We start from the raw sequence: 22,352 nt of genomic DNA on the forward strand, positions 1-22,352 counted from the left end.
AAACAGGAAATTATAGAAGTTTCTCCAATGGCTTTAGTGGAAGAAGATGATGCTCTGGTAGAAGAATTATCAATAAGGAGTGATATTACGACTCTTGGGGAAATAACTAATGTGAGTAAAGAAGCAGATGAAATATCGGAAACAAATGACTTGATAGTTCGTCTTTCAGGAGCTTCAGAGTGGACGGTTAACACAACATTATTTTCAAATGTTTCGAAATTGATGGATGAGGTCTTTCCATTTACTATGACTTTCACTGGGGGAGCTACGTATGAGAAAGGTAGCATGCAAACGATAAATCTTTCTTGGAGTTATGATCGGGATATAATATCTCAATCAATTAATCGAGAAACGATTGCGGTTAATATGCGTACAAAGCAATATGAAGGTATTGTTACTGATACAACTTATATTTTGTCGGCTATATTTGATGGACAAACTTATACGAAATCGACTTCTGTTGAATTTAGATTGAAAAAGTATTATGGAGTTTCTGTTCGTGAAATGCTTACTGATGAAGAAGTATTGGCTTTATCCAGTCTATGGGCGGGGCGTGCGCAAGCTTCTACTGTGTTTGATTGTACAGGTGGTAAATATCCTTATTACATTTTACCTACATCGATGGTAGCTGGCATTCAGTTTTGGATTGGAGGATTGCGTAATTCTGATTGGATAGAGGAGATTCGGGAGATTACTAATGCTTATGGATATACGGAGAGTTATACAGTTTTTAGGTTAAACAGCATCCAGACGGGTGTATTAAATATAGAAATAAAATAATGGCAATATTGAGTAACGGTAAGTTTTATGGCTTCCTTTGTTCTGCTAAAGAAACCGGGCAGAAACTAGCAAATGGAGTGAAAGAATATGTGGAAGATTTTGTGTCAGGATTTGCAGGGCATGGGTGGAAGATATGGGAATATGCCAAAGGCAAATGGATGTTGGAAATAGACTCGATTCGTGTTCGCGGACAGTTTACTGTATTCGAAATGCTGATCAGTAAAGTGAGGGCTATTATTGGCGCACAAGCTATAACACAAGGTTGTGGGAAGGTAAAGGCTGTTGAATTATCGAAAGATGGAACTGCTTATCTTATCACACTGGAAGATGCTGATATGAGTTTTATGGAACATGACTTTATCCGTTGTCAGGAGTTTACCGGAAGTCAGAAGGTTTATCATGTTGAGATAGAATCAGTAGCAGATGGAATCATTCGGGTTCCTTTATCTGAATTTGATTTGGATGAAGAGGGGATAGTGCTGAACCCACCGGCTCCGGGAGATGATATTGTGCAATTCGGTAATAGTTCGCACGATGAGAAATATGTAGGTCGCCATTCTGCTATTTATATGCATGCTAACGAAGGATTGCAACCGGCTATTGATGTGTTGGATGAAATTTATTCAAAAGATTGGTCAGATTGCTTGAAAGTTCGTTTGGGAGGAGATATTCCAGGTGGTGATGGAGCGAGAGGATTTTATAGTGTGAATGGAATGATAAAGGGAATTGATAAATCAGGACATACTACTTATTGCTTATATCCGGATGGTACTGCTGAATTGGGAGATAAATCAGCTTTGTTCAAACCAAATAAGTCTGGATATATTGCTGGAGGAGCAATTGCTTGGGAATTGAATGAGGAGGAACTGGAATACGTTTGTACAATGAAAGGTGTTGTACTTACTTGGGACAATCTGGATAATGATGCAAAAGAAAATCTAAAAGGAGAGCCGGGTAAAGATGGTCTTGATATTGTTTGGAAAGGAGACTCTTCAACTCCTCCTGCCAATCCTCAAAAGAACTGGGCATATCGGGATACGGATAATGGTCAGGTTTATATCTATACTGGTGCAGTATGGGCTTTAATGGTTACAGATGGCAACGACGGGGTGGATGGTACGAATGGTGAACCTGGTGCGGACGGTGAAGATGGAATGAGGGTATACATAACCTATAATGACAGTGAAAAGGAACCGGCAAAACCAGTTGGAGACGGCACAACAGAAGGTTGGCATACCAATGCAACTGCGTCTGTTATTTGGATTTCGCAGAAAGTAGCGAAGAATGTTACTGATGGAGAATGGGGAGAAGCTATAAAAATTAAAGGGGAGCCTGGAAAGGATGCAAATCTTCTTTCGTGGATTGAGAAATGGAACGGCTATGCAACAGAGTTAGGGGAAGATTATATTGTAACTCCTAAAATGTTTAGTGGGGTACGTTCTTCTGATAGAAAATTGACTGGCATTGTACAAGGCAAAGACTGTCTTATAGATAAAGAAGGAAATAAACATTCTGGAATTTTTGCTTTAGTGGATGATGAAATCGTTTTTGAACTTGACCCGATAAATAAGAAGTATAAGTTTAAGGGAGAGGTAATTGCGGATAGCGGAACTTTTAATGGGACAGTGAATGCTGATAAAGGCACTTTTAAAGGGACGATAATTGCGGAAAAAGGCTCTATTGGTGGTTTTGAAATTACAAGTGGTCGCATAGGTTCTGAAGTGAATACAGAATATGGCGGCGGACAGCTTGCGATATATAATAACCTTATTCGTGTAGGAAACAGTGATAGTTATTCGTTATTAGGAGGTGATACAATTCCTGGTACAGCGGGTGGAGCTTACACTTCAACGTGCAGGTTCACTAATAATACTAAAAATGATTCATACAATGGTGCTAATTATGGTATGATGATAAATGTGAGCGGAGCGAAAAGAAATTATGGGATCAAATCAGATGCGCCCATAGTTGCTACTTCGTGCATTGGAATGAAAATAGCCAGACCCATATATTGGATAAATGGCAGCTCTGACGATGGTAAGGATTTTGATTTTTCAAAATACAGCGTTTATTTACTTGCATCTAATCGCAATATGAGTTTAAACCTTCCAACCGAATCAACCGTCGCATCTTATTTTGGTTTAACATCACTCCCTGGTGATTTTTCAGTAATGTTCACTCTTCATATAAGACCTTGGTCCTATGACATAACAATTAATAACGTATATGATTGGAATGCGAATTTGATTAATGTAACAATGGTTAAAGGAGATACTCTCACGCTTCTTATTAGTAAATATGATGGATTTCGGTACGATGTACTAAACAGGCAAGATTAGTAGAGTATATATGGAACTAAACGACTGGCTAACTATACTCGGAGCTTTAGGAGGTTTGGAAGCAATCAAGTGGATGGTTAACTTTTACGTTAATCGGAAGACTGACGCAAGGAAAGAGGATGCAGCGGCAGATGCGGCAGAGAATGAGAATGAACGTAATCAAGTTGCCTGGTTGGAGGAACGTATTGCTCAACGGGATGCGAAGATTGATGCTATTTATGTTGAACTTCGAGAGGAGCAATCTGCTCATTTGGAAGATATACATAAAAGATATGTGGCAGAATTGCAACTTAAAGAAGCAGAATTGAGTAGATGCGATTTATGGGAATGTCTGAAAAGAATTCCACCTAAATTTAAAAATAGAATAAAGGAGGTGCAACAATGAAAGTATTGATTGATAACGGACATGGTGAGAATACTCCCGGTAAGCGTTCACCGGATGGAAGATTGAGAGAATGGGAATATACAAGAAGGATTGCTGGTATGGTAATAATCGGATTGAGAAATAAAGGGATAGATGCCGAAAGGATCGTTAAAGAAATGGTAGATATACCTTTATCTGTACGATGTAGGCGTGCAAATACGATTTATAGAGAAACCGGAGGTAATGCTATATTAGTTTCTATCCATTGCAATGCTGCCGGTTCCGGCTCAGATTGGCTGTCTGCGCATGGATGGAGTGTATTTGTATCTAATAATGCATCAGTGAATAGCAAGAGCTTGGCTGTATGTTTAGGGGAAACAGCTATTAAAAAAGATGTTTTTGTTCGTCAGCCAATGCCCGGACAATTATTCTGGATGCAAAATCTTGCTATATGTCGGGATACAGTTTGTCCGGCTATACTGACGGAGAACTTCTTTCAAGATAATAAGGAGGATGTCGAATATTTATTATCTGATGAAGGTAAACTAATGGTTACACAAATTCATGTGGATGGAATAATAGATTACTTGAAAAAAAATAAGAGATGAAGCTACTTCCATGCATATTGTTTATTCTTATCACGTTGGGGGGATGGTTGAGCTCTTGTAGAACCCAATATATTCCTGTCGAGACGATAAGAACCGAATACCGGGCTCGTGATAGTATCCGATATGACAGCATATATCATCGTGACAGTGTATATGTGATAGTGAAAGGAGATACTGTATGTGAGTATAAATACAAGTATTTGTATAGATATCAGTACGTAAACAGAACAGATACTTTAATGAAGGTAGATTCGATACAGATTCCTTATCCGGTGGAGAAGCAACTGTCTAAATGGCAACAGTTCAAACTGGATTTTGGAGGTACTGCCATGTTGGTGATGATTATAATTGTGATAGTAAAATTGAAAAACTTAAAAATGTAGTAGATATGAGTGAAGAATTGAAAGGAACAAATATATATGCTCCTATTGTTCCGGGCACTGATGAAGATAAATATCCAACCCATGATAGTAAATATGGTAAGGGAGGATATAAGGAAGTCTCAACGTTGGAAGAACGTGATTCTCTTCCTGAAGAGCGTCTTCGTGTAGGTTGTAAAGTGTATGTAGTATCAGAGGGTAAAGAGTATCATTATAAAGGTGATGGTGAATGGGAAGAGTCCAAAGGAGTAGCTAAATTGAGCGAATTGGAGGATGTTGAATTTACAGAAGATCCCCGGAATGGTTCTGTCTTAGTTAAGCAGGATGATAGGTGGATTCCCGCATCGGAGATGTTTATTCCCACTGGAGAAATGACGGACGGTACTACTATTAAGACATTTGATGATTTAGTTGGCTTTATTGTTTCCATGTCAGGAGGTGATAAGGTGCAACGTAATATTCGTGTGGTAAATAACTTGGACTCAAAAAACCTGTCTGCCAGTAAAGGAGATCCATGTATTTTAGATTTAACATTCGTATCTCAGGAACGATATAGTATTAGTGACCCTTACGAAAATACGGGGGAGAGAGGGCTGTTACAAATATCTGTTAAAAATACAGTAAATTCCGAGTACGTAGTAGTCAAGGAGATGTATATACCTTCTGCCGTTTCGATTAAGGTTGACATTGCAGAGTATTTGTCTTCGGGTGCAAATAACGTCATGGTGAAGGTTACCGGAGAAGTGACAGAGGAATCAACCCCGGCTTTTGTATATACAGTGCAACTTACTTCACTATCCATAAGTGCTGATAACTTTAAATGGTGGACCGCTTATACCGGTGATATCACTATGCCGTTTAATATCGGAGGAAATGTTTCTAAGGGTTTATTTATAACTGTTTCAGGAAAAGACTATAATGAAGCCTATGAATTGCCACTTGGCACAAATGTGTTTGTAGAGACAGCATTGAATTATAATATACCGCACCCTGAAAAGACTGGTGTATTCAGAGTTTCCGCTTATGTAGCCAATGCGGATGGAAGTATTCGTACCAAGACAATCTCATTTAATATTATTTGTGCTGTGTCCGGAACACAGGAAAAGTTGATTGCAATTAATAATATAGCAGATAAAGCTACGAACTGGTCTGAAAACACATTGTTTGAATATACGATGTATGATGGTGATAATGTGAGTACTAATGCCATATTCCAAATTACTAAGGATAGTGAAGAGGTCTTTAATTCAGTAGAAGATAATATCTCTACTTCTACCAGATATTCTTTTTCATTGCCACTTGAAATAGATACTATTGATAATCAGGATTTCTCCATCATTGCTGCAATAAGGAGTGGCGACATCTTGCTAACAGCCCCTCTGACTTTCCGGGTAAACAACTCTCTTGGCTATTCCGCTATTGCGGGAGCTGTTGTGTATATTAATCCTAAGACGAGAACAAACCGGCAAGGTAATCGTGAATATATGATTAATGAAATAGATGGTTCCCTGATTGAAGCTGAATGGTCAGGAGTTAACTGGGGAAATGATGGATGGGTGGATGATAGCTTTGGCTACAAAACTCTCCGAATGCTTGCAGGTTCAAGTGTGAATATTAACTATAGTCCATTCTCAAAAGAATGTGCTCGAACGGGTAAAACCTTTGAAATAGACTATCAGATTTCAAATGTGACAGATTTTTCGAAACCTATTATTACCATATCTACTCCGATAAATGATTCATTTATTGGTCTGAATATTTATCCGGATGATGTAGTGATGTACTCTCAATCTTTGAAAGATAAGGATGTGCAGAGTCTTCACACATTTGAAGAAAAACGCACTCGACTCACACTGACAGTAATGCCTGATGCTTATGGAAATTCAGGATTCAACCTCTGTATCTTATATATTAATGGCATAAAGAATCGTGAATTCACTTATGAAAATAATGATTACTTTGCTCATAACGGCATCATTGCAATAGGTTCCGAATCTGCTGACGTGGATGTCTATGGTATTCGTGAATATGATTCGGCACTGACTTCACAGGGAGTACAGACAAACTTAGTGAACTGGATGTCTACTACAGAAGAAAAAGATAAGTTCAAGCTTGCTAATGATATTCTTGATGCGAATGGTTCTGAAATTGATTTTAACAATACAGTAGATCAGTATAACGTTATTGTGTTTGATACAATTATTCCGAGTATGGCAGATCAAACACAACGTGTCGGGACGTTGGAGGTTTATTACTATGACCATCCGGAATGGAATGTTGCTATCAGTAATGTAGCAGCTAAAGGTCAGGGAACCTCTTCTATGAAATACTGGATATGGAACACCAGTTATAAGCTTGATAAAAACCTCTCAGTGATTACTCATGCAGACGGGAGTACAAGCAAAAAGACCTGGCAGATGGTTCCTTGGATTCCTGCGGGAGAAAAGTTTACTGCAAAGAAAAACTTTGCTTCAAGTATGCAATCTCATAAGATTGGCGCTGTCAATTCATATACGGATTTATATAAACAGGTGGGGTTAAGAAACGAAGCAATGTTAACTGAAAAGTATGCTGATGCACGTGTATCAGTGTATGAACTTCCTTTCTTCTGTTTTGAGAAGTCCATCAATGATGAAGGGAAAACTGTATATACCTTCAGAGGTTTGTATACATTTGGTCCGGATAAAGGAGATAAGAATACATTTGGTTATGATACGGATCTGTTTCCGGGTTTGCTAAGTATTGAGGGCTCTGATAACTCACCATTATTGACCCTGTTTCGTGTGCCTTGGAACACTAACAGTGGTAGAATCGTATATAATGCAGACAAAGAGGCATGGCAGTATAATGGAGCTAACTCTATTAATTTTGGAGCTGGCAAAGTCGAGAATATAAGTAGATGGATACCAACCTATAATCATGTATATCAGTGTTCTCCTCGCCTGCTTCCATTTGAGGGCACTCCAGATGAGTTGAATGCAGATATGTCTCAATATCGTGTGCAACCTTATGAATTTTGGATTGCGAAGTCTGGTGATCCGAATCAATTTGACGTATATTATTATGAAGCTTCTGAAGGCAAATTCATTCCTTCGGATATCGGTGAAGGCACTATTAATTTGAAGACCCAACTTATTGATAAAGGGTATGGACTTTCTATTTCTGATCTGACAGGAAAGAGTAATGATGAATTGAATACCTTATTTATTAATGCTCGTATAGCTAAGTTCAGGCAAGAAGCTGCTCAATACTGGGATATTGACGACTGTTTGTACTTTATGAATAATGTTGAATTTAATGCCGGAACAGATGAGCGTGCAAAGAATACATATCCTTACTGTTTTGGAACTGAAACTTCAAGATGGCGATGGCGTGTGGATGATGCGGATACTCGTTTTGATACAACCAACCGTGGTCTTCCGGATAAAGAATATAGTGTTGAGACCCATGATCTTGATGAAACCGGAGCTGCAATTTGGAATGGTGAGACAAATAACTTCTTTAACTTGATGGAACTTGCTTTCCCAGAAGAGAAAATCACAAGTATGCGTAAGTCTATGAGTGCAATGCAGGAACTCGGTGGCTTAAAATCTGGAAATGATCTTGAAAAGATATATGCTTTCTATAAGAAATATTACTTCGACCAGGCGCAGGAGTATTTCCCTGCAAATGGCTATAATGCTGATGCAAAATATTGCTATGAAAATGGTAAGCTTGCATATAATAGAGGTATCTATTCAAATGATACAGATCCAATTACCCAGTCATTAGGCGATCACTATTTGGCTGAACAACGCTGGATTACGAAGCGTATTCTTTATATGATGAGTAAATACTCGTTTGGTTTATTCTCTGCTGCCGGTACTGATACTATAACTGTGCGTGCTGCCGGAAATACGATAAAATATGCACTTACACCCGCTATGGATATGTATGCGGCTATTTCCAACGGTACTTCAATTATTAAAGGAAAACGAACGAAGGCTGGTGAAGTATGTGAAATGGAAATAGAACTTTCAGGTTCTGGAGATCAGCAAAATACAATTGAAGGAGCTTCTTATTTGCAGGATATTGGTGACTGGCATGATAAGAATGTACAAGGATCAATGGTTATTCAGGGTAAGATGTTGCGTGAAATACGTCTTGGACATAAAACAGAACCGATAACCATTTCTATTTCATCATTGACAATATCCAATTGTGTCTCATTGCAAAAGCTGATATTATCCAATATCCGGCAATTGAGTGGTGCGCTGAACCTAACCGCGTGTACGCATTTGAAAGAAGTGTATGCTGATGGAACATCTTTGTCTCAAATCAAATTGCCTTCGGGTGGGGGGCTTGAATTGGTGGAATTTAGTTCTTTGAATCAATATATATCTTTGTCTAACTATCCTCTTTTGACTAACGAAGATGTGAAAATAGATTTATGCAAGAAGATTATTAGTGACTTTTTTATTGTTGATTGTGTAAAAATGCAACCGATTCGGCTTCTAGTTGATATTATGAATTCACAAACAGATCTGGGAATCACTCATTCATTGAAGCGTATTCGTATTGTCGGTTTCAATGAGACATATAATACTTCAGATATGTTGGATAAGCTTGCAATACTGGCAGATGGTACATATGAAGGATTAAGTTCCGAGGGTATTGCGGGCGAAGACAAACTTCCAGTACTTGACGGCACTTTAAATATTTATGCAAATGCTTATGAAGACTCTATAGAAACTTTGAGAAATGTATTTTCTAAACTGTCTTTGAATATAATGGGTGAATATTATATTCGATTTAAAGACTCTGTGGCAGGGAATTATATGATTTCTAAATTTGGAGATGGCGTTGGGATTACAAAACTTCAGATGGCTTCGATTACACAGGCTCAATTAGGAAGACCTTTTAATGGAAATACAGAGATAACTTCGTTTGATGAGTTTCAATATTTAACCTCTTTGTACAATATTGATTCGGAGTTGTTTGTGAATTGTAGCAATTTGAAGTCTATAAAATTTCCTAATAATCTCATAGCAATATACAATAGTGCTTTTTCAGGTTGTGACTTAAGAGAATTGGTAATACCTAAAACTGTAACAACTATATATCAAGCGGCTTTTCAAAAAAATATAAATTTAAAAAGCGTAATCTTTGAAGAAAGGATAGAACCTCTTCTTATGAGATGGAGTATTTGGGCCTACTGTACTTCTTTAGTAGAGATAAATTTGCCTGATACATCTATTTTAGAATCTAATTCTGGAGCGTTTTTTGATGGATGCACCTCTTTGGAAAAAGTTCATATGTCAGAGAGCTTCAATATGTTAGGAGACTACTTCTTTAGAAACTGCACTTCTTTAAAAGAAGTGAATATTCCAACAAATATCACTAAAATAGGTCGTGGCGCATTTCAAAAAGCTGGCATTGAATCTATAGTTCTTCCAAGTAAATCTGGCATAACTATAGATAGTGGAGCCTTTGATCAATGTCCTAACTTAACAAGTATTGATATTCCTAGAAATTATGATATAGGTTTGGCATCCGGATTATTTAGTTCATGTGAAGCTTTGGTAGAAGCAACGATTGGTGAGGGGATTACTGCAATACCATCCAGTTGTTTCAACAGATGTATTGCCTTGAAAAAAGTTACGTTACCATCTACTGTAACTATCATCTATTCTAATGCTTTTTTTAATGATTATTCAATGGAGATACTAATGGTTAAATCTGTAGTTCCTCCAACCGTAGAAGGAGATAGTTTTGGATATAATTTTAGTAAGCAATGCAAAATATATGTTCCGGATACCTCTGTAGATATGTATAAAGAAGATAGTTGGTGGGGACAATACTCGAATAGAATGTATGCATTATCATTATTAAACGAATAAATAATAGGATTTATGATAATATTTAATAATGATAAGTTTTTATATTTCTTTTGTTCTATTAAAAAATGAACGAAAACTTGTAAATGGGCTGGAAGAATATGGGGAGTAGAAAAAAACACCCTGCTTTTATTAAGTGGGGTGGTGATTTATTGGGATGAAAATCATGTTGTCAATTTGATAATTCTAATAATATATGACGTTATATTGATATAATCCGTACCTTTGCGCAGTAAACACAGACTAAATTTACAAACTAAATAATTACATGAAATGAAAAAGATTTTATTTTTGATGATTTTGTTTTTCCCTATCGTATTGAGTAGTTGTTCGTCCGATGATGATGATTGGATTGATTTGAATCCGGAAGATATTGTAGGAACCTGGTCAACAGGTATAGAGGGTACTCATAAATACATTAAGTTTGAGAGTGATGGAACTGGATATTACGCGCTTCTTAGCGGGGCTACCTTTGTGTCTAACTATTTGTTCACCTATCAAATTTCAGGTGATAAAATTAATATCCAAATAACTTATTCTGATGATGGAAATAAGCTTAAAGGACAGAAGCGAGTGTGGGAGTGCTTATTTTCAAAAGATGTATTAAAGATAAAAGATGGCTCATTGGAAAATGGCACATATAAAAGACTGGGATATGATGAGTAATTAAATCACTGCATTTTATAGATAATCGTATGTTATGCGGTTAAAATTGGAAGATAAGCCGCAAAATCTGCGGCTTATCTTCCAATTTTAACCGCAGCTTTGTCTATAACTCCAATTAAATAGCTATTTTTGTGGAAAGAACCAATGATATGTTTATACATGAAATAGAAAATTGGACGTCGTTCAGATGGAATGCTGTTCGTTTGTCGGAGCCGATAGCTCGGACAAACAAAGCTATCGGATATCTTGCAGGACGTTTAAGTACCATCGGATTTGATAACCAGATGGCGGCTACTGTGGAGGCAGTGACGCATGATGTGGTATCATCTTCAGAAATAGAGGGAATCACATTAAATACTGCGGAAGTACGTTCTTCCGTTGCACGAAAATTAGGTGTAGCCGTACCTGATACAAAAGAACCGACACATTATATTGATGGAGTTGTGGAAATGATGCTTGATGCCGTGATGAATTATGATACTCCATTGAATCATGATAGATTATTCGGGTGGCATGCAGCACTTTTTCCGACAGGTAAGAGTGGGTTTTCAGATATTATGGTGGGGACTTACCGCAATGAGCCTATGGAGGTTATATCGGGAGCATTTGGGCGGGAAAGAGTCCATTATCGTGCGCCGGAACCGGAACGTGTGCTTAATGAAATGGATAAATTCATTATATGGTTTAATGATAAAAGTATTGTTCCATCATTAGTGAAGTCTGCAATAGCTCATCTGTGGTTTGTATGTATTCATCCATTTGACGATGGAAATGGTCGTATCGCGAGAGCTATATCGGATATGGTATTATCGCAAACAGATCGTAGTAAATTGCGTTTCTTCAGTATGTCTCTGCAAATTTGTAAGGAAAAGAAAGAATATTATCGAATGTTGGAGCGGACACAACGTGGAGATGGAGATATTACGGAATGGTTGGAATGGTATTTTACTTGTCTTGAACGGGCCGTAAGTGAGTCTAATGTGATGTTGAGTGAAATACTTAATAAGGCTATTTTCTGGAAGACTCATGTAGAGGCGGTTATCACGGAAAGGCAACGGACTATTCTTAATATATATTTGAACGGTTATGACGGAAAGCTTACTGCTAAAAACTGGAGTAAACTGGCCGAAGTTTCGTTAGATACTGCAACTCGTGATGTGAAAGATTTGGTAGCAAAAGGAATTCTTTCTCCTATACAAGGACGTGTCAGAGATATATCATATACATTGAATTATATAGCTCCTGACTCCCGAATGTTTGATTTTACAGGTTCTGCTATTATCAGTCGCGACGGGAAAGATTATATTTCCACTGTATATAGAGGACAAAAGACAATAGAAGAAAGAATATCTTCATTGGACAAAATACGTTTTGAACAAAATGAAATGTCGATTGAAGATATTGTATATAAGTATTTTGCATATCTCATTGAATAATAATTTTATGATATAAAGAAATCCATGTTGAAAATATTAGTAACCTACGCCGTCCAAGGCGAATTTGTAGAGATTAAATGGCCGGATGTAGAACCTTATTACATTCGTACAGGTATTGGAAAAGTAAAATCAGCTTTTCATCTGGCAGAAGCAATCCGCCAGGTACAACCGGACTTTGTACTCAATATCGGAAGTGCCGGAACAGTCAACCATCAGGTAGGAGATATCTTTGTCTGCCGCAAGTTCGTAGACCGTGATATGCAGAAAATGAAAGAGTTCGGATTGGAGTGTGAGATTGATTCATCGTCCTTGCTCGAAGAAAAAGGTTATTGCAAGCACTGGACGGAAGAAGGAATCTGTAACACGGGAGATGGCTTCCTGACAGAATTGACTCACGTTAGCGGAGATGTCGTAGACATGGAAGCCTATGCACAGGCATTCGTTTGCCGTTCGAAAGAAATTCCGTTTATTTCCGTGAAATATGTGACTGACATTATTGGTCAGAACTCCGTGAAACATTGGGAAGATAAACTTGCCGATGCCCGACAGGGACTATCACATTACTTCAATGTCTTGAAAGAAAGAATATGATAAGTGACTCCTGCGGCAATCAGTCCCAGGAGAATCTTTACCCATATCAGAGGAATCAGGAAGAAAATGCAATAAAGCATAGTTCCCCACATCAGCACGAGCGAGATTACTTTGGCTCGAAGAGGGATCGCCTTGTTTTCGCGGTAATTGCGGATATAAGGACCGAAGTGCCGATGATTGAGCAGCCAGTTATATAGTCGGGGAGACCCTTTGAAATAAAGGGCAGCGGTGAGTAACAGAAAAGGGGTAGTAGGCAGTAACGGCAGAAAGATGCCGAGAATGCCGAGTGCAAGGGAGATACTACCTAAAACAATATACAGAGTTTTCATGCGGCAAAGATAGTGCAAAAAAAGGGAAAAAATAACACTCTTTGCTGAATGAAAACTCTATTTTATATTACCTTTGTCGTTGCATCGAGGTGACATTAGATGCGTGTAACTATTAAAATACATACACCCATGTTTACAGTAATCAAACGCATGGAGATCTCGGCTTCTCATAAGCTGGTACTCCCGTATCGCAGTAAATGCGCCAGTTTACACGGTCACAACTGGATTATTACCGTCTATTGCCGTTCTATGCGGCTCAACTCCGAAGGAATGGTGGTAGATTTCACTCGTATCAAAGAAGTGGTCATGGAAAAACTCGACCATCAAAATCTGAATGAAGTACTTCCGTTCAATCCCACAGCAGAGAATATCGCCCGGTGGGTGTGCAAACAGATTCCCCAATGCTATAAGGTAGAGGTGCAGGAATCGGAAGGAAACATAGTCATCTATGAGAAAGATTCCGCCAGCGCAGAAGGACAAGAGTAGCAAATTAAACAAGTATGACGATGAGAAAGATTAATGAAATCTTTTACAGTTTGCAGGGCGAAGGTTACCACACCGGAACTCCGGCCATCTTCGTGCGTTTCTCCGGCTGCAACCTGAAATGTGACTTTTGCGACACACAACACGAAGAAGGAACCATGATGACCGATGAAGAAATTATCACCGAAGTGAAAAAATATCCAGCCGTTACCGTTGTCCTCACAGGTGGCGAACCTTCCTTATGGATAGACGACCAATTGATCGACCTTTTGCATCAGGCCGGTAAATATGTGACCATCGAAACCAACGGTACACACCCCTTACCGGCATCTATCGACTGGGTGACCTGCTCACCCAAACAAGGGGCAAAACTGGCAATCGACCGGATGGACGAAGTGAAAGTTGTCTATGAAGGACAAGATATAAGTATTTTTGAACTACTTCCTGCCGAACATTTTTTCCTCCAGCCTTGTTCTTGTAATAACACTGCTTTGACAGTGGACTGTGTAATGCGACATCCCAAATGGAGACTCAGCCTGCAAACACACAAATTAATCGACATCCGTTGAACAAAATAAACGGGTGATACGGAGGAAGCTTAAATTATTACATAATATAGTTATGAAAGTAGGTTTGTTTATTCCTTGTTATATCAATGCTATTTATCCCAATGTGGGAGTGGCATCGTATAAGTTATTGAAAAGTTTGGGAGTAGACGTCGATTATCCGTTGGATCAGACCTGTTGCGGACAACCGATGGCAAATGCCGGTTTTGAAGACGAATCGATGAAATTGGCACTCCGTTTTGACGATTTGTTCCGGAAGTATGATTACATAGTCGGTCCTTCCGCCAGTTGTGTGGCCTTTGTGAAAGAGAATCATCCGGGCATATTAGAGAAAGAAGGACACGCTTGTCAGAGCGCGGGAAAGATTTATGATATTTGTGATTTTATTCATGATGTACTGAAGCCTTCGAAGATTCCTGCACGCTTTCCCCATAAGGTTAGTATTCACAATAGTTGTCATGGGGTGCGTGAATTGTTAATTTCGGCTCCCTCCGAACTGAATATTCCTTATTACAATAAATTGCGTGATTTGCTCGATCTGGTTGAAGGAATCGAAGTTTTCGAACCCAGCCATATTGACGAGTGTTGCGGCTTTGGCGGAATGTTTGCCGTGGAGGAGCAGGCAGTCTCCGTCTGCATGGGGCGTGATAAGGTGAAAGACCACATGGCCACCGGAGCCGAATATATTGTCGGAGCGGACAGTTCCTGCCTGATGCACATGCAAGGTGTTATCAAACGGGAGCATCTGCCTATTCAGATTATCCATATTGTAGAAATTCTAGCGTCGCAATCATGAGTACAAAACATTCAAAGGCTGCCGAGAAGTTCTTGCAGGACAGCAAGATGGCAGCATGGCATAATGAGACCCTTTGGATGGTCCGTGCCAAAAGGGATAAGATGAGCAAGGAAGTTCCCGAATGGGAAGAGTTGCGCAACAAGGCTTGCGAACTGAAACTATATTCCAACAGCCACCTCGAAGAACTTCTGCTGGAGTTCGAGAAGAACGCTACCGCCAACGGTGCCATTGTGCATTGGGCAAAAGATGCCGATGAATACTGCGCCATTGTCTATGAGATATTGAATGAACATAATGTGCATCATTTCATCAAGAGTAAATCCATGCTTGCCGAAGAGTGCGGACTGAATCCTTTCCTGATGGAGCGGGGCATTGATGTCGTAGAGTCCGATTTGGGCGAACGCATCCTGCAACTGATGCATCTCGAACCGAGTCACATCGTACTGCCTGCCATCCACATCAAACGGGAACAGGTAGGCGAACTTTTCGAAAAGGAGATGGGAACCGAGGAAGGAAACTTCGACCCTACCTACCTGACTCATGCGGCACGTAAGAACCTGCGACCTCTCTTCCTGAATGCCGAAGCCGCTATGACAGGGGCCAACTTTGCCGTAGCTTCAACCGGTGACATCGTAGTCTGCACGAATGAGGGAAACGCTGATATGGGTACTTCCTATCCGAAATTGAACATCGCCGCTTTCGGTATGGAAAAGATTGTTCCGGATTTGGATGCACTGGGCGTATTCACCCGATTGCTTGCCCGTTCGGCTACCGGACAACCGGTGACCACCTACACTTCCCATTACCGCCGTCCCCGCGAAGGCGGTGAATATCATATCATCATTGTAGATAACGGCCGAAGTACATTGCTTTCCAAGCCCGATCATATCAAGACACTGAATTGCATCCGTTGTGGTGCGTGTATGAATACCTGCCCGGTATATCGCCGGAGTGGGGGATACTCTTATACCTATTTCATTCCCGGACCTATCGGTATCAATCTGGGCATGGCTCATGATCCGGAGAAATATTATGATAATCTTTCTGCCTGCTCTCTGTGTATGTCCTGCTCTGATGTTTGTCCGGTGAAAGTTGATTTGGCCGAACAGATTTACAAGTGGCGTCAGGATTTGGACGGACTGGGAAAAGCCAATACAGGAAAGAAGATCATGTCCGGTGGTATGAAGTTCCTGATGGAACGTCCGGCATTGTTCAATGCTGCTTTGTGGGCGGCTCCGGTAGTAAACGGTCTGCCCCGTTTTATGAAATACAACGATCTCGACGATTGGGGAAAAGGGCGTGAACTGCCGGAATTTGCCAAAGAGTCGTTCAATGAAATGTGGAAGAAAAACAAAGTACAGGGAAAGGAGGAATCCAAATGAGCAGCAGAGAAGAGATATTAGCCAGTATTCGCAAGAATACGCAAACTCGTTATGATAAACCGGATATTGCGGATATGAAACGATTGTCGTATCCTGACAAGATAGAACAATTTTGTGCAATCAGTCGTGCAGTGGGTGGCACAGCAGTGGTATTGGGCGAAGGAGAAGATGTGAATGCGGTCATACGTCGGACTTATCCGGATGCTATGCGCATTGCTTCCGTCTTACCGGATATTTCCTGCGCGACATTCAATCCCGACAATCTGGATGATCCGAAAGAGTTGGATGGCACCGATGTGGCCGTAGTGAAAGGAGAAATAGGAGTTGCCGAGAACGGAGCCATTTGGATACCGCAGACGGTGAAATATAAAGCTATTTATTTTATCTCGGAAAAGCTGGTTATCCTGCTCGACCGGAATAAAATAGTGGATACCATGTATGATGCTTACCGCGAACTGGATGGACAGGAATATCAATTCGGAACATTCATCTCCGGTCCTTCAAAGACTGCCGACATTGAACAGGCATTGGTGATGGGAGCACATGGGGCACGGGACGTATTAGTGATATTAATCTAGTGTTTCAAAACAGAGGCTCTATTGGTAGGAAGTAGAGCCTCTGTTCGGTATAAACAGAACTTCTGTTTATTGTAAATAGAGCCTCTGTTCCGGTTCGTTCATAGAAGAGTAGTCAAATGTTTAAATTTAAATGATATGTATGCCAATAAAGTAAAGAAAATAGCCGCCGTTCATGACCTTTCGGGAATGGGACGCGTGTCTCTCACTGTCGTTATTCCTATTCTTTCATCCATGGGCTTTCAGGTTTGTCCGCTTCCTACGGCTGTATTATCCAACCATACGCAATATCCCGGTTTCTCCTTCCTCGACCTGACGGACGAAATGCCGAAGATTATTGCCCAGTGGAAGAAACTGGAGGTGAAGTTTGACGCTATCTACACCGGATATCTGGGCTCTCCGAAACAGATTCAGATTGTTTCTGATTTTATCAAAGACTTTCGTCAGCCGGATAGCCTGATAGTTGCCGATCCGGTGTTGGGAGATAACGGCCGGCTGTACACTAACTTTGATATGGAGATGGTGAAAGAAATGCGCCACCTGATAACCAAAGCAGATGTGATTACTCCCAATCTGACGGAGTTATTTTATTTATTGGATGAACCCTATAAAGCAGACAACACGGATGAAGAACTGAAAGAATATCTTCGCCTTTTGTCTGATAAAGGTCCGCAAGTGGTTATCATAACCAGTGTCCCCGTGCATGATGAACCCCATAAAACGTCTGTCTACGCTTATAACCGTCAGGGAAACCGCTACTGGAAAGTGACCTGTCCTTATCTGCCTGCACATTATCCTGGCACGGGAGATACTTTTACAAGTGTCATAACCGGCTCTTTGATGCAGGGAGACAGCTTGCCGATGGCATTAGACCGTGCCACTCAATTTATCCTGCAAGGAATCCGTGCCACTTTCGGGTATGAATATGACAATCGGGAGGGGATTCTGTTGGAGAAAGTACTTCACAATCTGGATATGCCGATACAGATGGCCAGTTATGAATTGATTTAATCTTTTACATTCACAAATTTTTGTCCTATTCGAATTTGACGGTTATTTCCACTGATTTATTGCCATAAATCCAGTCCGGACCTTCCTGAATCAGGCGGATGGCTTCCTTGTCGGAAGATTCGCAGAGGCTCTCTTTTACTTTGATGTAGAAGGGACGCCCTTCCTTGTTAACCAGGAAAGTTAATACCACTTTCCCTTTCACTTGTGCGCATTTTTCATCCGTCGGACGAACCAGATTCTCCTTCAGGTACTTCTGATATTTGCGTTTACCAATCACGGGTTGCGGAGTAATATCTTTGTCTGCCTGCTCCTTAGCCGTCACGACGGTTGTCGACTTCTTATTTTTATTTGTTCCGTATCCCACTACCACCACTTCGTTAAGCGTTTGTTTGTTTTCGTTCATGGCAATGAGCATTGTCTGGCTGGTATCTACCGGAATTTCTACCGGATCATATCCGATGAACTGCGCTGTCAACTGTTTTTTACCTTCTTTTTTAACCAGCGAAAACTCTCCGTTCATATTCGTAATGGTTCCGATATTTGTCCCTTTATATGCCACACTGGCCCCGATGATCGGTTCTCCTTTTTCATTGGTCACTTTTCCCTGAATAATGTTACTGTTGGGAATAGTCACCACTTTAGCCATTCTCATTTTCTTGTCGGAAGCGGACTCGGAAGTATCCATTGTTGCTGCTACCTCTTGCAATTCAGCAGTCTGCTCCAAGGCTTCCTCCATCATCGGTTCTATTACTGCGGATGCACTTTTAGCGGTAGGAGCAGTTTGGTTTTTGGCAATCATATCCTTTTTATCCGCTTGTTTCACAGCAATTCCGGAAATAGGGGTAGAATCCGTTTTGACCTTTGTGGCAGCCAGCGCGATTTCCTTTCGCGGGGTTACAGGAGCTGCCGGAGTCGCCGGATTTGTAGGAGTTGCCGGTGTTGCAGCTTCAGGCAACTTTGCAGGAACAGACTCTTCAGCGATAAACACTTCATCTGTCATGCTCTTTTTCAGGAACAGGAAATAACTGCTGATACCGAATCCGATAACCAGACATGCAGCGATGCTCCAGGTGATAGCATAAGTGTTCTTTTTCTTTGCCGAATGAGCAGAAACCTGCATCCGCAGTTTCTCGATCCGTTGTTCGTGATTTCCCTCCACTTGGTTGTATCCATCCATAGCATCAGCCAGGAAAGGGTCCTGCATCGACTTTTTTCCAGCCGGTGTGCCTCTTTTCCTTTGCGGAGTCCTCGTATGTAGTCCAATAGTTTCATAGGGCTTGTTTCTTAATACAAATTTTTAAGTTTCGCTTTCCGTTTTGGATATAGCTTTTCACATTGTTCAGAGTAAATCCGGTCTGTTCCACAATGTCGGCATACGACATTTCCTCTAAAAAGAAACGCGTAATGCTGGTCCGTTGTTCTTCGGGCAACTTTTCGAGACAGTGATGTAATGCCTTTAGTTGTTCCTCTGAACTTTCCTCCTCACTTAATAGATGCAGAAATTCGTCGGATTCCATAACATTAACGGTATAATCTAACGTAATTTCCTTATTTTCCTTTCGTAAAAGTTGCAGGCAATGATTCTTTGCCACCCGGTAGAGCCATGGCTTGAACACTTTTATCTCATAATTTCCCAGTTTAGGCAATAAATCTTCAAACAACTGCATGACCGCCTCCTGTGCCCGGTCTTCATCATGCAGATATTTCAGGCAAAGTCCGTATAATAACGGGATATATCGGTTATATAATTCGCCGAAATATTCCGTATCGCCGGACTTCGTATAATGTATTAGTAATTCCTCGTCCGATAGTTTTGATATTTTTCTTTTGAAAAACAACATCTATTCCTCTTCTTCGTCAATAATGACTTGATATTTTTCTTTCATTGCTTCAAAATCACCTGTAATCTGGTCTAATATTTCATGTGTATCCGTACTCTTTGCCAATGCAGGCATACCGTAATAGATAGATGCTTTATATGGCAACAGTATCATTTTTCCTTTGGGCAGAGAACGTCCCATACCGGTCATGAATACGGGAATATATTTCACTTCGGGTCGCAGAGACAGGATGCGGGCTATGCCGGATTTAATTTTTCCCATCTGTTCCGGCTTTCCTCTGGTTCCTTCCGGAAAAAGAATCAGCGAATATCCGGCATCGATGGCTTCAAGCATCTTACGGATCGGATCATGCTCCGAATCTTTTTCTCCTTTTCTTCTGATTAGCAGTGTGTTGATGAAAAAGTTGCTGATGGAAGCCTGAAAGCGGGTTTTCCCGAAATAATCTTCTGCTGCTACGGGTTTGACTTTCCATAAAAGTTCTCCCGGCAGGGAAGATAACAAGCTTAGGGTGTCCAGATGGCTGTTATGGTTGGCAAGGATGATGAATTGCTTTTCCTTTTTGAGGAACTGGCAATCGGTGAACTGAACTCCTACAACCAATTTCAGGAACCATTGGAATACACCTTTATATATAATCTGCATGGCAGCAGCTTGCATGAATCTTTTTTCCATTCTCTCCGTTTAATATGCAATGTAATAAACTAAATGAAAAAATACAGGAGCCGTGTAGGCCAGAGAATCTATCCGGTCGAATACTCCTCCATGACCGGGAATACTGTTCCCCATATCCTTAATTCCTTTATCTCTCTTGATGGCGGAGATGACTACGTCTCCCGAGAATCCGGCAATCGCAACGAGAGCACTTACCAGGATAACGTTGGAAGCGGAGAGGGGAGTCAGGAAACCGAGGAAGTAACCAATGACGGTGGTACTGATTACGCCGCCCAGAAATCCTTCCCACGTTTTGTTTGGACTTACTTTCGGAAGTATCTTATGCCGTCCGAGAAGTTTGCCCCAGATAAATTGCATGACATCGTTGATTTCCGTAAGGAATACAAGGAATAATAGCAGACCTCGTCCTCCCGCATTGAATCCCGGCAGTTCGGGAAGTGACAGGAGATAAGCGAGGTGGCTGATACCGAATACCGAAAGCATCAGAATCCATTGCAACAGAGCCATCGACTTGGTAATTCCGTGGGTGTCTCCCTTTAAAACAAGTCGTAAGGGCAATACGAGAAACATAACTACCGGAATGAAGATGATGAATGCTCCATACCAGGCAAGGTAAGCAAGGTAATATTGAATGGGAATGGCCAATATCCCCCAAAACAGTGCTCCGCGATCTGCCTCTCTGAATCCCAACACCGAATACAGTTCTCTGAAAGCGATGAAAGAGAGAAAGGCAAGGAAGAAGTAAGAAATGTTAAAGCTGATAAATACAGCGCCGATAAACATGCCCGCCATGATCCACCATGAACGTGTGCGGGCGGAGAGTTCGCTGATATTTGTTTTTGGAGAGATCTTCTTTACGAGAAAAAGAATAAGGCTTGCCGTAACAAGCAGTCCGATGATGAGCGAAATGACGATAATCAGTTCATCGCTTAGCGTAGGAAATATGATATCCAGTAGTTCTTTCATTTTATTTCATTGTTTGTTGTGTGTGACATGAGGTACAGACGGCGTATCAGTGTTGCGACAAGGCCGACATTCATAATTATCAGGGCTATGAGACATACCATCCGGTCGTATCCTGCGTGAATGGTGCAGGTGGCTACTACAAAGGCAAGCGTGAGCAATGCCATGCGGTGTTGCTTGGCCATCGGACCATTAAAGAAATGCTGGTGCGTTTTGTAGGCTCCTATCCAGCGGAAATAAGCTGTCATAACGGCAAGAAGGGCCGCTAGCCATCCCAGTTCAATACCGAATCCGCCTGCTATATATCCGACGGGAATGATGAACAAAGCATCAGCAAAGCGGTCGGGCATATCATTGTAGAGATCTCCGTTGGCACTTTTCTTCCCTCCTTCAATAGCTACCATCCCATCGAACAGGTTGCAGAGTAACCGCAACTGCATGCAAACGATGAACAGAATGTAGGCTACATACTTGTTAAAACCGGGATCAATGACTGTGCCGATCAACAGAAGGCACCCCACCATAGCGAAGAATACGCTCATCATGGAAATTTGATTGGGAGTGACACCCCAACGAGTTAGTTTGCGGGCAATAATAGTAGCCCAGGCCGTGTTTCGTGAGGCTATTTCCCGCCTTCCGTCGACTTCGTTTTTCATATTTATAATATGTTTATGATTGGCAAATATACACATCA

General features: G+C 40.8%; 20 protein-coding genes and 1 pseudogene. 15 read left to right on the plus strand and 6 right to left on the minus strand.

The genetic code is table 11. The features are described from left to right. The first annotated feature begins 27 nt into the window (after positions 1-27). The 9 genes from NXX38_RS13665 to NXX38_RS13705 all read left to right on the plus strand — a co-directional run bounded on the left by NXX38_RS13665 (position 28) and on the right by NXX38_RS13705 (position 13,040). Positions 28-780 carry a hypothetical protein gene (locus NXX38_RS13665; RefSeq protein ID WP_258979781.1) on the plus strand — a complete coding sequence of 251 codons (753 nt, stop codon included), beginning with the start codon at positions 28-30 and terminating at the stop codon, positions 778-780. Next, positions 780-3,119 (plus strand): DUF3672 domain-containing protein, encoded by a 2,340-nt coding sequence (locus NXX38_RS13670; protein ID WP_258979783.1) that lies wholly within the window; start codon positions 780-782, stop codon positions 3,117-3,119. Before NXX38_RS13665 ends, NXX38_RS13670 begins: the two co-directional genes overlap by 1 nt. 10 nt (positions 3,120-3,129) lie before the next feature. Further along, a complete protein-coding gene (locus tag NXX38_RS13675; protein ID WP_148364449.1) occupies positions 3,130-3,504 on the plus strand; it encodes a hypothetical protein in 375 nt (124 codons plus the stop codon). Then, positions 3,501-4,091, plus strand: coding sequence for an N-acetylmuramoyl-L-alanine amidase (locus tag NXX38_RS13680; RefSeq protein ID WP_148364450.1), 591 nt, complete (start codon positions 3,501-3,503; stop codon positions 4,089-4,091). Before NXX38_RS13675 ends, NXX38_RS13680 begins: the two co-directional genes overlap by 4 nt. Beyond that, positions 4,088-4,474 carry a hypothetical protein gene (locus NXX38_RS13685; RefSeq protein ID WP_258979785.1) on the plus strand — a complete coding sequence of 129 codons (387 nt, stop codon included), beginning with the start codon at positions 4,088-4,090 and terminating at the stop codon, positions 4,472-4,474. Before NXX38_RS13680 ends, NXX38_RS13685 begins: the two co-directional genes overlap by 4 nt. 5 nt (positions 4,475-4,479) lie before the next feature. Then, positions 4,480-10,350, plus strand: a complete 5,871-nt coding sequence (locus tag NXX38_RS13690) for a leucine-rich repeat domain-containing protein (RefSeq protein WP_258979791.1) — start codon at positions 4,480-4,482, stop codon at positions 10,348-10,350. A gap of 270 nt (positions 10,351-10,620) precedes the next feature. Next, a complete protein-coding gene (locus NXX38_RS13695; RefSeq protein WP_258979793.1) occupies positions 10,621-11,013 on the plus strand; it encodes a DUF5640 domain-containing protein in 393 nt (130 codons plus the stop codon). Between the two features lie 131 nt (positions 11,014-11,144). After that, entirely contained in the window at positions 11,145-12,449 is a 1,305-nt protein-coding gene (locus NXX38_RS13700; RefSeq protein ID WP_258979794.1) for a Fic family protein, read from the plus strand. 24 nt (positions 12,450-12,473) lie between these two features. Further along, positions 12,474-13,040, plus strand: a complete 567-nt coding sequence (locus NXX38_RS13705) for a 5'-methylthioadenosine/S-adenosylhomocysteine nucleosidase (RefSeq protein WP_148364456.1) — start codon at positions 12,474-12,476, stop codon at positions 13,038-13,040. On the opposite strand, the gene NXX38_RS13710 is transcribed toward NXX38_RS13705, so the two are convergent. Beyond that, positions 13,010-13,369 (minus strand): YbaN family protein, encoded by a 360-nt coding sequence (locus NXX38_RS13710; protein ID WP_004301938.1) that lies wholly within the window; start codon positions 13,367-13,369, stop codon positions 13,010-13,012. The genes NXX38_RS13705 and NXX38_RS13710 overlap by 31 nt on opposite strands. Positions 13,370-13,498: 129 nt before the next feature. Here NXX38_RS13710 and NXX38_RS13715 point away from each other — a divergent pair, with 129 nt between their 5' ends. The 6 genes from NXX38_RS13715 to NXX38_RS13740 all read left to right on the plus strand — a co-directional run bounded on the left by NXX38_RS13715 (position 13,499) and on the right by NXX38_RS13740 (position 18,182). Further along, a complete protein-coding gene (locus NXX38_RS13715) occupies positions 13,499-13,855 on the plus strand; it encodes a 6-carboxytetrahydropterin synthase (RefSeq protein WP_117936628.1) in 357 nt (118 codons plus the stop codon). 20 nt (positions 13,856-13,875) lie between these two features. Next, positions 13,876-14,421, plus strand: a complete 546-nt coding sequence (locus tag NXX38_RS13720; RefSeq protein WP_117936630.1) for a radical SAM protein — start codon at positions 13,876-13,878, stop codon at positions 14,419-14,421. Positions 14,422-14,473: 52 nt separating this feature from the next. After that, positions 14,474-15,214 (plus strand): (Fe-S)-binding protein, encoded by a 741-nt coding sequence (locus tag NXX38_RS13725; RefSeq protein ID WP_148364457.1) that lies wholly within the window; start codon positions 14,474-14,476, stop codon positions 15,212-15,214. Beyond that, positions 15,211-16,596: a lactate utilization protein B gene (locus NXX38_RS13730; protein WP_195650570.1), complete on the plus strand. Its 1,386-nt coding sequence runs from the start codon at positions 15,211-15,213 to the stop codon at positions 16,594-16,596. Before NXX38_RS13725 ends, NXX38_RS13730 begins: the two co-directional genes overlap by 4 nt. Next, on the plus strand, positions 16,593-17,174 hold the full coding sequence (locus tag NXX38_RS13735) for an LUD domain-containing protein (protein WP_195650569.1): 582 nt from the start codon (positions 16,593-16,595) through the stop codon (positions 17,172-17,174). The genes NXX38_RS13730 and NXX38_RS13735 overlap by 4 nt, the downstream gene beginning before the upstream one ends. A gap of 135 nt (positions 17,175-17,309) precedes the next feature. Continuing rightward, on the plus strand, positions 17,310-18,182 hold the full coding sequence (locus tag NXX38_RS13740; protein WP_258979797.1) for a pyridoxamine kinase: 873 nt from the start codon (positions 17,310-17,312) through the stop codon (positions 18,180-18,182). Positions 18,183-18,207: 25 nt separating this feature from the next. On the opposite strand, the pseudogene NXX38_RS13745 reads toward NXX38_RS13740, so the two are convergent. From NXX38_RS13745 to NXX38_RS13765, 5 genes and pseudogenes are all read right to left on the minus strand, one after another. Then, positions 18,208-19,454, minus strand: a pseudogene (locus NXX38_RS13745) (carboxypeptidase-like regulatory domain-containing protein). Next, the gene (locus tag NXX38_RS13750) at positions 19,451-20,023 is read right to left on the minus strand and encodes an RNA polymerase sigma factor (protein WP_004301947.1); all 573 of its coding nucleotides are present in this window, start codon (positions 20,021-20,023) and stop codon (positions 19,451-19,453) included. Before NXX38_RS13750 ends, NXX38_RS13745 begins: the two are co-directional and overlap by 4 nt. Further along, positions 20,024-20,680: a lysophospholipid acyltransferase family protein gene (locus NXX38_RS13755; protein ID WP_258981951.1), complete on the minus strand. Its 657-nt coding sequence runs from the start codon at positions 20,678-20,680 to the stop codon at positions 20,024-20,026. Positions 20,681-20,704: 24 nt separating this feature from the next. Continuing rightward, positions 20,705-21,661: a phosphatidate cytidylyltransferase gene (locus NXX38_RS13760; RefSeq protein ID WP_258979798.1), complete on the minus strand. Its 957-nt coding sequence runs from the start codon at positions 21,659-21,661 to the stop codon at positions 20,705-20,707. Continuing rightward, positions 21,658-22,314 (minus strand): CDP-alcohol phosphatidyltransferase family protein, encoded by a 657-nt coding sequence (locus NXX38_RS13765; RefSeq protein ID WP_258979799.1) that lies wholly within the window; start codon positions 22,312-22,314, stop codon positions 21,658-21,660. The genes NXX38_RS13760 and NXX38_RS13765 overlap by 4 nt, the downstream gene beginning before the upstream one ends. Positions 22,315-22,352: the final 38 nt, after the last annotated feature.

Source organism: Bacteroides sp. BFG-637, from assembly GCF_024793605.1.
Taxonomy (GTDB): domain Bacteria; phylum Bacteroidota; class Bacteroidia; order Bacteroidales; family Bacteroidaceae; genus Bacteroides; species Bacteroides vicugnae.